10 protein-coding genes are annotated in these 14,586 nt (G+C 61.0%); all 10 read left to right on the plus strand.

What is annotated here, in order from left to right:
* Nucleotides 1-5: 5 nt before the first annotated feature.
* The 10 genes from D8U73_RS20810 to D8U73_RS20855 all read left to right on the plus strand — a co-directional run bounded on the left by D8U73_RS20810 (nucleotide 6) and on the right by D8U73_RS20855 (nucleotide 14,473).
* Nucleotides 6-986 carry a MoxR family ATPase gene (locus D8U73_RS20810; RefSeq protein WP_130905645.1) on the plus strand — a complete coding sequence of 327 codons (981 nt, stop codon included), beginning with the start codon at nucleotides 6-8 and terminating at the stop codon, nucleotides 984-986.
* Entirely contained in the window at nucleotides 983-1,918 is a 936-nt protein-coding gene (locus tag D8U73_RS20815; protein WP_130905646.1) for a DUF58 domain-containing protein, read from the plus strand. Before D8U73_RS20810 ends, D8U73_RS20815 begins: the two co-directional genes overlap by 4 nt.
* Nucleotides 1,915-2,496, plus strand: a complete 582-nt coding sequence (locus D8U73_RS20820; protein ID WP_130905647.1) for a DUF4381 domain-containing protein — start codon at nucleotides 1,915-1,917, stop codon at nucleotides 2,494-2,496. Before D8U73_RS20815 ends, D8U73_RS20820 begins: the two co-directional genes overlap by 4 nt.
* Nucleotides 2,483-3,475, plus strand: coding sequence for a VWA domain-containing protein (locus D8U73_RS20825; protein ID WP_130905648.1), 993 nt, complete (start codon nucleotides 2,483-2,485; stop codon nucleotides 3,473-3,475). Before D8U73_RS20820 ends, D8U73_RS20825 begins: the two co-directional genes overlap by 14 nt.
* Before the next feature lies 1 nt (nucleotide 3,476).
* Nucleotides 3,477-5,057, plus strand: a complete 1,581-nt coding sequence (locus tag D8U73_RS20830; protein ID WP_130905649.1) for a VWA domain-containing protein — start codon at nucleotides 3,477-3,479, stop codon at nucleotides 5,055-5,057.
* Nucleotides 5,054-6,502, plus strand: a complete 1,449-nt coding sequence (locus D8U73_RS20835; protein WP_130905650.1) for a BatD family protein — start codon at nucleotides 5,054-5,056, stop codon at nucleotides 6,500-6,502. Before D8U73_RS20830 ends, D8U73_RS20835 begins: the two co-directional genes overlap by 4 nt.
* A complete protein-coding gene (locus D8U73_RS20840; protein WP_056855511.1) occupies nucleotides 6,499-7,527 on the plus strand; it encodes an HAD family hydrolase in 1,029 nt (342 codons plus the stop codon). The genes D8U73_RS20835 and D8U73_RS20840 overlap by 4 nt, the downstream gene beginning before the upstream one ends.
* 70 nt (nucleotides 7,528-7,597) lie before the next feature.
* On the plus strand, nucleotides 7,598-9,178 hold the full coding sequence (locus tag D8U73_RS20845) for an arylsulfatase (RefSeq protein WP_130905651.1): 1,581 nt from the start codon (nucleotides 7,598-7,600) through the stop codon (nucleotides 9,176-9,178).
* Nucleotides 9,179-9,365: 187 nt separating this feature from the next.
* Nucleotides 9,366-11,879: a fused MFS/spermidine synthase gene (locus D8U73_RS20850; protein ID WP_130905652.1), complete on the plus strand. Its 2,514-nt coding sequence runs from the start codon at nucleotides 9,366-9,368 to the stop codon at nucleotides 11,877-11,879.
* Between the two features lie 227 nt (nucleotides 11,880-12,106).
* Nucleotides 12,107-14,473: a tetratricopeptide repeat protein gene (locus D8U73_RS20855; protein WP_130905653.1), complete on the plus strand. Its 2,367-nt coding sequence runs from the start codon at nucleotides 12,107-12,109 to the stop codon at nucleotides 14,471-14,473.
* The last annotated feature ends 113 nt before the right edge of the window (nucleotides 14,474-14,586 follow it).

The following is a 14,586-nucleotide window of genomic DNA, read 5'->3' on the forward strand; positions in this document are numbered from 1 at the left end:
GCCGCGTGACTGCGCTCAATGACCTCAACGCCCTGCAAGCCAGCATCGCCGAAGCAGTGCTCGGCCAGGACCAGGTGATCCGGCAAATCCTCCTCGGCCTGTTGGCCAACGGGCACCTGCTGCTGGAAAGCCTGCCCGGGCTGGCCAAGACCCGCACGGTAAAAGCGCTGGCCAAGCACCTGGACGCGAAGATGAGCCGCATCCAGTTCACCCCGGACTTACTGCCATCGGACATCACCGGTGCCGAGGTGCTGCATCAGGTCGACGGGCAAAACCAGATCCAGTTCCAACCCGGCCCGCTGTTCGGCAACCTGATCCTGGCCGACGAAATCAACCGCGCCCCGGCCAAAGTCCAGGCCGCGTTGCTCGAAGCCATGGAAGAACGGCAGATCACCGTGGCTTGCAACAGCCATGCCTTGCCGGAACTGTTCATCGTCGTTGCCACCCAAAACCCGATCGAACAGGAAGGCACTTATCCGCTGCCGGAAGCGCAGATGGACCGTTTCCTGATGAAAGTGCTGCTGGATTACCCGAGCGCGGAAAACGAAAGCCAGGTACTGCGCCTGCTGCGTGAGGAAGAACAGGCCCTCGGCGCCAAAGCCCCCGCGGTCAAAGGCTTCGAGCTGTCGCAAGAGGTGATCTTTGCCGCGCGCCGGGAAGTCAGTGCGGTGCACGTGTCCCCCGCCATCGACCGCTACCTGATCGACCTGATCAACGCCACGCGCCACCCGGCCGATTACGACGCCGACCTCGGCCGCTGGATTGCCATCGGTGCCAGCCCTCGCGGAGGGATCGGCCTGGACCGTTGCGCCCGGGCCGATGCGTGGTTGCAAGGCCAGGACTTCGTCTCGCCGGATAATGTACGCGCCGTGGTGCACCCAGTGCTGCGTCATCGCCTGCAACTGAGCTACGACGCGGTGGCCGATGGAGTGACTGCCGATCAAGTGCTCGACCGTTTGCTCGATAAAGTCGCGATTCCTGCATGAATGCTGATGGGCGGGTCTACGTTTCTCTGGCGCAATTGATGGCCGTGGAGTTCAAGGCTCGCGACCTGAGTTTTGCTGCCCGCCAACCGCAGGGCAGTATTCTGGCCGGCAATCACGCGTCGCGCTTGCGCGGTCGCGGATTGAACTTCGATGAGCTGCGACGCTATCAGCCGGGGGATGATTTACGACACCTCGATTGGCGCGCCTCGCTGCGCACCGGCAAACCGGTGGTGCGCACCTTCACCGAAGAGCGCGATCGCCCGGCGTTGATCCTGGTCGATCAACGCATGTCCATGTTCTTCGGTTCGCAACGCAGCTTCAAATCCGCGGTCGCCGCCGAGCTGGGCGCGCTGGCGGCGTGGATGGTGTTCAACGCCGGCGACCGGGTCGGCGGGCTGGTGTTCAACGACCGGCGCATCGACAGCATCGCGCCGCTGCGTAGCCGCAAACGCATCGAAGCGTTGTGCAGCCGCATCGCCGAACAGAATCAGGCGTTGAATGCCGCCAACCCGGACGCTGAAGGTCAAGACCAGCTCGACAAGGTCTTGCAACAGTGCCTGGCCGTGGCCGGTCACGATCACCTGATCTGCATCGTCAGTGACTTTGCCGGTGCCGGCGAACGAACCTTGCAGCTGATGCGGCAGCTTGCGGCGCACAACGATGTGATCGCCATGCAGGTCTACGATCCCTTGGCCTTGAATCTGCCGAAAAATGGCCGGCTGCTGATCACCCAAGGCCAGCTCCAGGTTGAACTGGCGGTGGAACGCCGTCAGGTGCACCAGCCGTTGGGCGACTTTCTCAGCGGCCGGCTTAAGGATGTGGCCACGCTGCTGCAGCGCAGTCAGGTGCCACTGATGATGTTCAGCACCGCCGTTGAAGCTCACGAACAATTGCGCGCCGAGTTGGGCAAGCAGTCGGGGACGCGGCGATGAACCCGAATATTCCGGGCATCGAGCAGCTCAAGGAAATCGCCTTGCCGGCACCGGTCAGTTATGCGCCGCAGACGTTGGGTTGGTGGGTGTTGCTGGCGCTGTTGGTCGTTGCAGTTGTGCTGCTGAGTGCGCGGCATTACTGGCATTGGCGGCGTGATCGCTATCGGCGTGAAGCCCTGGTGCGGTTGGCGCAGTTGCAAAAGCGCAGTGATGACCTGAACGCATTGCGCGAGCTTCCAGAACTGCTCAAGCGCGTGGCCATCTCAATGCCCCGCACAAACCCTGTAGGAGCGAGGCTTGCCCGCGATGCAGACGCCTCGGTCCCCCAGACCAACCGCGTCATCGTTCATCGCGGGCAAGCCATGCTCCTACAGGGGCCTGCTGCGCTTGGAAAAGAGGATTGGCTGGCTTTTTTGCAACGGCACAGTAAAGAGCCACTCCCCGCCGATTTCAGTCAGCAACTGGCCCTGCTTGCCTATGCACCGGATGCGGTGTTGCGCGCCCTGCCCCCCGAACAACGCCAGCAGTTGTTCGACACCTGCAAACTCTGGGTGGAGCGGCATCATGTGGCAGCTTGAATACCCGTGGCTGTTATTGCTGCTGCCCTTGCCGTGGCTCGGTTATCGCTACCTGCCTGATTATCGCGAAGCTCGCAGCGCGGTCCGGGTGCCGTTTTTCGGCGCCATGAGCCGTGCGGTTGGCCAGGCGCCAAGCCAGGCCGGAACTCGCACCAACCACTGGCAGTTGCTGCTCAATCTGCTGGTGTGGGCGCTGTTGCTGCTGGCGGCCGCCCGCCCGGTGTACGTGGAAAAACCTATCGAGCGCCAGCAACCGGTGCGCGACCTGATGCTCGCCATCGACATTTCCCAGTCCATGGAAACCACCGATTTCACGGATGCCAACGGCCAGAAGATCAATCGCCTGGCAGCGGTCAAGGACGTGGTGCATGGTTTTATCGACAAACGCAAAGAGGATCGCCTGGGCCTGATCGTGTTTGGCAGCGGCGCTTACCCGCAGGCACCACTGACCCTCGATCATGCCAGCCTGTCGCTGTTGCTGGACGATACCGGCATCGGCATGGCCGGGCCCAACACCGCAATCGGTGACGCCATAGGCCTGAGCCTGAAGCTGCTGGACCAGGCCCATGAACAGGAAAAAGTCGTCATTCTGCTCACCGACGGCAACGACACCAGCAGCGCCATCACACCGGATCACGCAGCACAAATGGCTGCTGCCAAAGGCGTAGTGATCCACACCATCGGCATCGGCGACCCGGGCGCCGAGGGCGAAGCCAAGGTCAATTTGCAAGGCTTGCAGCAGATTGCCACAGCCACCGGTGGCAAGTTCTTCCGTGCCGAAGATCGCGATGCCCTGGCTCAGGTCTACAGCACCCTCGATCAACTCACCCCGCACCAAGTGCAAACCTTCAGCCACCAACCCAAACGCGATCTGTTCTGGTGGCCGCTCGGGATGGCCATCGCGGTACTCGCGCTCTATCACCTGTTCGCCATGCTGCGTCCACGTTTGTTTATTGTGCGTCAGCGGCAGGAGGTTTGAGATGGAGATCAACCTCGGCGACTTGCACTTCCTGCGCCCGCTTTGGCTGTTGCTGCTGCCGTTCGCGGCATTAATGCCATGGCTGTGGCGCCGCAGCCGAGACATGCAGCGGCGTTTGCGCAGCAACATTGCCGCGCACTTGTTGCCGCACTTGTTGATCACCCCGCAAGACCAGCATTGGCTGCGCCCGGTGCACCTGGTCAGCGCAATGCTGATGCTCGGCGCGGTTGCCGCTGCGGGGCCGACCTGGGAGCAGGATCGCCCGGATTTCCTGGAAAACCGTGCACCGCTGATCATCGCCGTTGACCTGTCGCCTTCGATGGACGCCAATGATGTGCAACCGACACGCCTGGAAGCGGCCAAACACAAGCTGCATGACCTGATCCAGCGTCGGGCCGGCGCGCGCAATGCGCTGATCGCCTACGCCGGCAGCGCCCATCTGGTGTTGCCGGCCACCGACGACCCGGCCCTGCTCGACACGTTCATTCAAGCACTGAGCACCGACCTGATCAGCAAACCCGGAAAGGACGTCGGCGCCGTGATCGACCAGGCCAAACGTCTGCTGGCTGCTGAAAAAACCCCCGGCACGTTGCTGCTGATCACCGACGGCGCAGACACATCGACGCTCGATGACCTGAACAAGAAACTCGACGGCGGTGCTCTCCAGGTACTGGTCCTCGCCGTCGGCAGTGAGGATGGCGGCATTATCCGCGATGCCAGCGGCCAACCGCGCACCGACAGCAATGGTCGCCCGCAACTCGGCCGTTTCGATCAGGCAGCGCTCAAGCAGTTGGCGTCTGCGGTGGATGCGCCGCTGGGCAGCCTGACCCTCAACAACGACGATCTGGATTGGGTCGACCTGCATGCCCAACAACATTTCCAGACTGCGAGCGATGAACAGCGTGAGTTGCACTGGAAAGACGCTGGGTACTGGTTGTGCTGGCCACTGTTGCTGATCGGGTTCTTCTGCGTGCGCAAGGGTTGGAGCGTGAATTGGATGGGCGGACTCTTATTGGCCGTCGGTATTGGCCTGCAACCGGCCCCCGCGCAGGCCAATCCACTGATTGATGCGTTTTTCACCCCGGACCAGCAAGGCCGCTGGGCCTTCGAACACGGGCATTTCCCCGAGGCAGCCGCGCATTTCGTCGACCCGTACTGGAAAGGTATCGCCGCTTACAATGCCGCCGACTTCGACCTGGCACTGGTCAGTTTCGCGCGCCTGCAAACGCCACAAGCCTATTTCTATCTGGGCAACATTTACGTGCGGCGCTTCAAGTTCGACGAGGCCATCGCGGCCTACACCCAGGCGTTGAAGTTGCAACCGCAGTTTCCTGAGGCAACGGCCAACCTGGCCTTGGCGATCGCCTTGCAGAAAGACACCGAAGACGCGCAGAAAAATGCCCCCGAGGTCAAACCCGACGAAATCAAAATGGACAAGGCGCCGGGCAAGGGTCAGGAAAAACCGGTGCAAACCGAACAGGCGGCTTCGGATGAACAATGGTTGCAGAACCTGACGACATCGCCGGCGAAATTCCTCAAACAGAAATTCAGTTTGCAGGATCAGGCGGGGGTCAAACCATGACCTTCCTGAAAAACCGAGTCACCTCCATCGCTGGCAAGTCGAATCGTCGCACCACAGCCCCCACAGGTTTTGCGTCGTTCATTAGATTCCAAAACCACACAAAACCCTGTGGGAGCTGGCTTGCCAGCGATAGCGCCAGAGCAATCACCACCTTATTCGGCACCCTGTTAATCACCCTCAACGCCCTCGCCGCCGAACCCGAACTGCGGGTCCAGGCCAGCCTGCAACCCAATGAACCGGCGATGGTCGGCAGCCTGATCGAACTGCAACTCGATGTCCTGACCGACACCTGGTTCACCCGTGCGCCCACCCTGCCCGACCTGAAGCTGCCCGGCGCACTGGTGCTGCCGCCTGACGGCCATGCCGAACACATCAATCAGACCCTTGATGGCCAATCCTTCAGCGGCTTGCGCTACAGCTACCTGATCACCCCGAACGTGGCGCAGGGTTTCGACGTTCCGGCTTTGACCGTTCGCGCCACACCGGGTCAGGCCAGTGCCGAGTTGAGCGCCCGCAGCCTGCCCCTGCATTTCACGGCGAAACAACCACCAGGGTTTGACGTCGGCGAGCCGGTGCTGGTGGCGCAAGGCTTGCGCTTCACGCAAAAGGTCGTGAATTCGACCGCCCCACTGAAGGTCGGCGACAGCATCACCCGAGAACTGACGCTACAAGCGGATGGCGCGCTGGGCATGTCATTGCCAACGCCGTCACTGGGCGATGTACGCGGCCTGAGTCGTTACGCGAAATCGCCACAGGTCAGCAATCTGGATGATGGTCGTGGCCACTTCAACGGCGGGCAGCGCATCGATACCGTGACCTACCGGATCGACGTCGAAGGCCATTACAGTCTCCCGCCCATCGCGGTGAAATGGTGGGACGCCAGCACTCGTCAGATCCGCACTGCGCAAGTGCCGGCGATCAGTTTCGATGCCGCCGCCAACAGTGCCTACAAACCGGTTTTCTCGATCACTGAAGACTTGAAAACACTCGGTCAGGGCAATCGCCTTCACCTTTCGGGTTTTGCCTTCGGCCTGCTCGCGCTGCTGTCGGGGTTGCTTGTGCTGGGCTGGTTTGCCCGTCCCTACGCCTGGCGCGCGTACCTCGGCTGGAAGGCTCGACGTCAGGCTCGGCACAAGGCCTGGCTGGCCTCTGCCGATTACGCCTGGGAACAAATACCGGCGCAACTTGATGGCAAGCCGCCGCAACTGAGCGCGCTGTACCTGTGGACGCGCCGCAGCCGCAAGGGCTTGAAGCTCACTGGCCTCGGCCCGCGCCTGCAAGCGTTTCTGCGGGCCTGCTACGGCCGAGAACCGGCCAAAGATCAGGCAGTGCTCCAACTGAAGAAATCCTTGACTACGCTGCATAGTCAGGCCGAACACAACAAAGAATCAGTCGCTACTGCATTGCGACCACTCAACCCCGTTCTCGAGAAGGATTTCCCATGACTAGTCCGAGTTCGTTGCGCCAAATTCAAGGGCTCAAGTTCCTGCTGGCGCTGGCCTTGAGCCTGCCGTTGCTGGTACAGGCCGCCGAGCCGCTGGCGTCATGGAACGACGGCCCATCGAAAAAGAACATCATCGAATTCGTCCAGGCCGTCACCGATCAGGGCAGCAAGGACTTCGTCAAACCCGAGGACCGCATCGCAGTGTTCGATAACGACGGCACGCTGTGGAGCGAGCAACCGATGTACTTCGAATTGCTGTTCGCCCTCGAAGAGGTCAAGCGCACGGCGGCGCAGCACCCGGAATGGAAAACCACCCAGCCGTTCCAGGCCGTGCTGGAAAACGATCACAAGGCCCTGGCCGCCACCGGCCTGGAAGGCATGATGAAGATCTTCGGCGCCACCCACACCGGCATGACCACCGAGGCCTTCGACGATTACGCCAAAACCTGGCTGACCCAGGCCCGCCATCCGAAAACCGGCAAGCCGTACACAGAAATGATCTTCCAGCCAATGCTGGAAATGCTCGACTACCTGCGCAGCCAGAATTTCAAAACATACATCGTCTCCGGCGGCGACACCGCGTTCATGCGTGCGTTCGCCGAAAAGGTCTATGGCATTCCACCCGAGCAAGTCATCGGCACCACCTTTGTCACCACGTTTGAGTACAAGGATGGCAAGGCGTCGATCCTGCGCACGCCGAAACTGGCGCACAACGATGACGGCCCGGGCAAACCGGTGAGCATTGACGCCGTGATCGGCCGACGACCGATTCTCGCCTTCGGCAACTCCGACGGTGACTTGCAGATGCTGCAGTGGACGGCCGCCGGGCCGGGCAAACGATTCATGGGGCTGGTGCACCACACCGACGCCAAACGCGAGTGGGCTTACGACCGCCAGTCGCAGATCGGCCGTCTGGACAAGGCACTGGACGAAGCAAACAAACGTGGCTGGACCGTCGTCGACATGGCAGCCGAATGGCGTCGTATCTATCCGTTCGATACCACCACTACCGGGCAAGTGCAGTAAAAAAAGCGTAACGCAGGACCGCAATAAACGTTTGTCGCACCGAGCGACGTAAGTGAAAGGAGCTAGTCAGATGACTCGCATACGCAACTGGTTACCGAAACTCGCCCTGGTGGCGACATCGGTAATGGCGATCTCGGCAACCGCCGTGGCCGCCGATAAACCCAATATTCTCGTGATTTTCGGCGACGACATCGGCCAGACCAATATCAGTGCCTATTCCATGGGCGTGGTCGGGTACAAGACTCCGAACATTGATCGCATCGCCAAGGAAGGCATGATGTTCACCGACTATTACGCGGAGAACAGCTGCACTGCTGGGCGCTCGTCGTTCATTACCGGGCAGACTCCCTTGCGTACCGGTCTGTCGAAAGTTGGCATCCCTGGCGCCCCCGTAGGCCTGCAAAAACGCGATATCACCATCGCCCAGGCGCTGAAGTCCCAGGGCTACGCCACCGGTCAGTTCGGCAAGAACCACTTGGGCGACAAAGACGAATACTTGCCGACCAACCACGGTTTCGACGAGTTCTTCGGCAACCTGTACCACCTCAACGCCGAAGAGGAACCGGAGCGTCCTTACTGGCCCAAAGACGATGCCGCGTTCGTCAAAGCCAACGCCCCGCGCGGCGTGATCCACAGTTTTGCCGATGGCAAGATCGAAGACACCGGTGCCCTTACCGCCAAGCGTATGGAAACCATCGACGACGAAACCACCGCCGCAGCACAGGCGTTCATCGAGAAACAAGCGAAGGCCGACAAGCCGTTCTTCGTCTGGATGAACACCACGCGCATGCACCTGTTCACCCACGTGCGCGAGTCGATGAAGGGCCAGAGCGGCATGCCCGGCAACGACTATGCCGACGGTATGCTCGAACACGACGGCGACGTCGGAAAACTGCTGAAAACCCTCGACGACCTGAAAATCGCCGACAACACCATCGTCGTCTACACCACCGACAACGGTCCCAACCAGTTCTCCTGGCCGGACGCGGCGACCACGCCGTTCCGCAACGAGAAGAACTCCAACTGGGAAGGCGCCTATCGCGTGCCGGCGATCATCCGCTGGCCGGGCAAGATCAAGGCCGGTGAAGTGTCCAACGAGATGTTCTCGGGCATGGACTGGTTCCCGACGCTGCTCGCGGCAGCCGGTGAAACGGACGTGAAGAACAAGTTGCTCAAAGGTTGGGCACCCACTTCGGGCGCCGCGAACTTCAAAGTGCACCTGGATGGCTATAACCAGTTGCCTTACCTGACCGGCCAACAGCCTAAAGGCGAGCGCAAGGAGTTCTACTATTTCAACGACGACGGAATGCTGGTGTCGATGCGCTTCGATAACTGGAAGGCGGTATTTTGCGAGCAGCGCGCACCGGGCGGTTTTAAAGTCTGGAGCGAGCCCTTCGTTTGTCTGCGCGTGCCGAAAATCTTCAACCTGCGTATGGACCCGTTTGAAAGGGCCGACGTGGTTTCCGATCAATACTACGACTGGACCACAAAGAACGTTTATCTGACTGCAATTGCGGTAGGCAAGTCGGCCGCGTTCCTCGAAACATTCGTCGAGTATCCACCCAGCCAGAAACCGGCAAGCTTCAGCATTGACCAGATCCGTGCTGCGGTAGATGCCAAGATCGCTGAAAAAGCAAAAGCTGCACAGTAAGACCGCTGTCGCGCCGCTCGCCTTTATCGGCGAGCGGCGATCGTTCCCACGCTTTGCGTGGGAATGCAACCAGGGACGCTCCGCGTCCCCTGCCGAAGTGGACGCGGAGCGTCCATTGAGGCATTCCCACGCAAAGCGTGGGAACGATCAGGTCGTTCAATTCGAATTTTGTACAAGGCAATTCGCAATGTCCTCACGTGTCGCCAGCAAGTCGTCGGCCATGCCTGCCCCGCAAGTCGCCTCTCCGGCACTGTTGATCCCTGCCCTGTTGCTGTTCGTTTCCGGTGCCGCAGCGCTGGTGTATCAGGTGCTATGGATCAAACAACTGTCACTGGTGGTGGGCGTCGAGGTGTATGCCATTACTGCCGGGATCAGTGCATTCTTTGCCGGGTTGGCATTGGGTGGCTTGCTGTTCGGTCGTTGGGCGGATCGCCTGCAACAACCGGTTCTGCTGTATGCAGGGCTGGAAGTGCTGGTTGCCGTACTGGGCGTTGGCGCTACGTTCGCCATGAGTCTGGCGGCCAGTCCGTTTGCCTGGCTGGAGCAGCATGTCGGTCTGCTGGCCTGGGTGTTGCCGTTTGCACTGGTGGGTATTCCGGCGTTGCTGATGGGCGGCACGTTGCCGGTGTTGGTGCGTTCCCTTGCAACCGATCCGCAGCACCTGGGCAAGTCTGGCGGGCACCTGTATGCGGCAAACACCGCGGGCGCCATCGCGGGCACCCTGCTCGCCGCTTTCGTGTTGATTGCCACCCTCGGTGTACGCGGCAGCGCCCTGGCCGCTGCGATGCTGAATCTGCTGGCCGCTGCGGGTGCCTTGTGGTTCCAGCGCCATTGTTCGCAGTCCGTGGAAACGGCCGTCACACACCACACTAAAACAGCGCCGGATCGCCTCGCTTTGTGGCTCTATTCAATCGCCGGTGGCGTGGCCCTCGGTTATGAAGTGGTCTGGTCGCAATCCATCGTGCAATTCATGAGTACGCGCACCTACGCCTTCGCCGTGGTGTTGGCGACCTACCTCACCGGTTTGTTTTTGGGTAGCGCCTTGCTCTCCCGTCGGGTTGATCGCTTGCGCGATCCCTGGGGAGTGTTTGGTCTGCTGATCGCCGGGGCCGGGCTGATCGCGCTACTGGAAATTGCCTTGCTCGGGCGCTGGCTGGTACTCGCCCAAAGCGTTGTCGAAGCCTGGGTGCTGTCGTTGGGAGCCAGCGAATTGCTGGGCATGAGCGCACGCTTCGCAGTGGCGGCCGTGTGCATCGTGTTCGTGCCGACCGTACTGCTCGGCGCGGCGTTTCCCGTGGCGCTGCGTTTGAGCGTCGGACACGATCACGTGGGGCGCAACGTCGGTGAAGTGGTGGCGTTCAATACCCTGGGCGGGATCGTCGGCGTCATGCTCTGCGGTTTCGTGCTGATCCCGCTGCTGGGCCTGGTGCGAACCCTTGGGTTGCTGGCGATTATCGCTGCCGCGATTGGCTACTTTGCGGTGCGCAAGGGTCACGGCGTGAAGAAAGGTCGGCGTCAGGGGGTGATTGCTGTCGGTCTGATTTCGCTGGCTCTGGCACTGCTGACACCGATAGACAAACTGGCCAGCCTACTTCCCGGCGCGCGTAACGGCACGCTGGCGTACTACGAGGAAGGCCGCGGCGGCACCGTTGCCGTGGTCACCCAAGGCAAGGGACAAAGGACCTTCGAGCGTTTGTATATCCAGGGCGTATCCAATACCGGCGACGCCATGCCCTCCCTGCGTTACATGCGGATTCAGGCGCTGCTGCCGTTGCTCATCCACAACGGTGAACCCCGCTCGGCCTTGGTGATCGGCTTCGGCACTGGCATTACCGCGGGCGCGTTGACGCAGTACCCGGGTCTTGAGCATCGGGTGGTCGCCGAGTTGCTGCCCGCGGTGGTCAAGGCGGCACCGTTGTTCAAGGGCAACTTCAACGCGGCAGCCAATCCCGCCGTCGACGTCCGGCTGCGCGACGGTCGCCAGGAACTGCTGCGCAACCCGCAACGCTATGACCTCATTACCCTCGAGCCGCCCCCACCCTCCGCGGCCGGCGTAGTGAATCTGTACTCCCGCGACTTCTACCAACTGGCTGCCAGTCGGTTGAACAAACAAGGCCTGGTCGCACAATGGCTGCCATTGCCGACCCAAAACATCGACGATTCGCGCTCGCTGGTACGCAGCTTCCTCGACGTTTACCCCTACGCCAGCCTGTGGACCAGTGAGTTTCATGAAATGCTGCTGGTAGGTTCCATGGAACCGATGGAACTGGACGCGGCAAAAATCAGCGAACGCTTCCAACAGAACAGTGTACGCAGCACATTACAGGACGTGGGCATCGGCTCGGCGGCCGCGCTGCTGGCCACCTGGGTCACAGATCGCGCCGGGCTTGAGCGATTCGCCGCGAGTGCGCCACCGGTGACCGACGATCAACCACGAATCGAATACGCGCCGTGGGTACGGGCCAAGGAAATCACCCGTGTCTTGCCGACGCTGCTGGACCTGCACACCGCGCCACCGTTGTTGAATGCCGACCAAGGGTTTACCGAGCGGATGAACACTCATCAACAACGCCTGATGCAGTTCTACCGGGCCAGCCTGCATGCCTATGAGGGCGATCGCGACGCCTGGAGCCGGGATATCCGCGAAGTCATGCGTGGCGATGGCGGCAATCCGTATTACCGGTGGTTTGTCGGGGAATGAGAGATCGCTATCGCTGCGATGCGGCGACCCGACAAGCCAGCTCCCACAGGTGTTGTGTCGTGCCGGAATGTTGTGACCGATGCAAATCCTGTGGGAGCTGGCTTGCCAGCGATGGGGCGATCCGATTCACCACAACCATCATTTGACACACGCCGGCCTTACGGCAAAGCTGCACCCAGCATGAACGCACGCCTGACGGCAAACGCACCTGGACCACGGAAGTCGCAATGCCGAAACATAAAAACAAAGCAGTAAACCCTGGTCCTGATTCACGGCCCACGCTGATTCATCGTTATCTGTTCCCCGTCACCATCGGCATCCTGCTCCTGGCGGTCGCAGCTATCGGCTGGTTCCTGTTTGCCAGCAACCCCGCGCCGACGACCTATGCGCCCGTCAGCACGCCCGCCGTGCAACCTGCCAAACCGCAGCCAAAACCGCTGGCCACGGCGCCGGCAACAATGGTCGACGAACAGCAATGCCAAGGCTGCCACAGTGCCCAGGTCAAGGATTGGCAAGGCTCCCATCACCAATTGGCGATGCAACCGGCCAACGCCGATACCCTGCTCGGTGACTTCAACAACGTCACGTTCAAGGCAGAAAACGAAACCACCCGTTTCTCGCGCAAGGACGATGGGTTCTGGGTCAATACGCCTGGAATCGACGGCAAGAACGCAGACTTCAAAGTCGCCTACACCTTTGGCATAGCGCCATTGCAGCAATACCTGATCGAGGTCGGAGACGGTCGCTTGCAAGCGCTCGGCATCGCCTGGGATACCGAGAAACAGCGCTGGTTTCATCTCTATCCGGGCCAGGGCGTGACCTTCAAGGACCCGTTGCACTGGAGCAAACCGAGCCAGAACGCCAATTTCATGTGCGTCGAGTGCCACACCACTGGTTATAAACGTAACTTTAATACGGCAAAAAACACCTTCGACAGCCAGTGGAACAGCCTCGGCGTCGGCTGTCAGGCCTGCCACGGTCCAGCATCCAATCATCTGGAATGGACAGCAAAGAAAACCGACCTGATTCATGCCGGGTTTGCCGTCGACCTCAAGGACAAGGACGCCACCGTTGAAATCGAAACCTGCGCTCGTTGCCACTCCCGTCGCGCGCCGCTGGGTGATGGTTTCAGCGCCGGTAACCGACTGATGGATGATTACCTGCCAAGCCCCCTGACCCGCGAGCTGTACGCCCTGGACGGCAAGATCAAGGACGAAGTGTTCGAGCACGGCTCTTTCGCCCAAAGCAAGATGTTCGACAAAGGCGTGCGCTGCAGCAACTGCCACAACCCGCACAGCAGCGAACTCAAGGCGCCGGGCAACGGTGTCTGCCTGCAATGCCACAACACCGCCGGCAAGACTCCGGTGGAAGGTGTCGACGGCAAAGGCCTGCAAGCGAAAAACTACGATTCCATCGAACACACTCGCCACACCTCGGGCCAGCCGGGTTCGCAGTGCATCGATTGTCATATGCCCGGCAAGTTCTACATGGGCAACGATTTCCGGCATGACCACAGCTTCAGCATTCCCAACCCGGAGCGAGCGAAAAAACTCGGCACCCCGGACGCCTGCCTGACCTGTCATCAGGGCAAGGCCGGTGACAAGGTCACCGAGCAGTTCAAGCTCTGGAACACCGCCAACGCCAGTGCGCCGCAGGCCCCGCGTTACGATGAAAACCTGTGGCTGATCCGCAATGGCCAGCCCGGTGCAGCGCAAGCGCTGTACGAGCAGCTGCAACGCAACAACCTGCCGGCGATTCAACGAGCGACGCTACTGGGCGAATTGCCTCTGTACCCGAGCGAACAGGCACTGAAACTGGCCACCAAGGACTTGGCCAATCCGGCGCCGCAAGTGCGCGAAAGTGCCATCCGTGCGATCAGTGCCTTCCTGCCACCACCGGAGCGAGCCCCACTGTTGACGCCGTTGCTCAGCGACCCTGTCAAAGCCGTGCGCATTGCCGCCGCCCGCGACTTGTTAAGCGTGGCGCGCAGCGGTATGGGCACGGCTCAGGACAGCTGGAACACTGCCATTGGCGAGTACGAAGCAGTGCAAAAGAGCCTTGCCGAACGTGCCGAAGCCAACCTCAATCTGGCCATGCTGTACCAGGCCGATGGCCGCGGCGGCGAAGTCGAAGGGCTGCTGCGTACTGCGCTCAAGCGCGATCCGGACTTCTACCCGGCGCTGGTGACGCTGGTGCAATGGCTGGAGGCCAATGGCCGTGGTCAGGAAGCTCAGGCACTCCTGGCGCAAAGCCTGAAAGACCACCCGAATGCCGCCCTTTTGCAGCACACTCAGGGCCTGTCGCTGGTGCGTGCGCGCAAAACCGAACAGGCCATGCCGTTCCTGCGCAAAGCCGCGCAACTGGAGCCACAAAGTGCCCAGTACGGTTACGTGCTGGCCGTGGCGCTTCACGACAGCGGCAAGGTTGATCAAGCCTGCGAGGAACTGGAAAGGCTGTTGAAAGTGCAGCCCGCCAACCGCAACGCTCGGTTGGCGCTGATTCAGTACTACCTGAATAACGGCCAGGAGCCCAAGGCCCAAGTGCTGCTGCAAGGCTGGAAGAAAATGAACATGGGCGACCCGGCGTTGAAGTGATCGCTGGTCGCTGAAGATCCCTGTAGGAGTGAGCCCTGCTCGCGATGGACGTCAACGATAACGCTGGCAGCCTGACACCCCTGCGGCGTCCTTGCGTGCATCGCGAGCAGGGC

Source organism: Pseudomonas sp. Sample_22, from assembly GCF_004307635.1.
Classification (GTDB): domain Bacteria; phylum Pseudomonadota; class Gammaproteobacteria; order Pseudomonadales; family Pseudomonadaceae; genus Aquipseudomonas.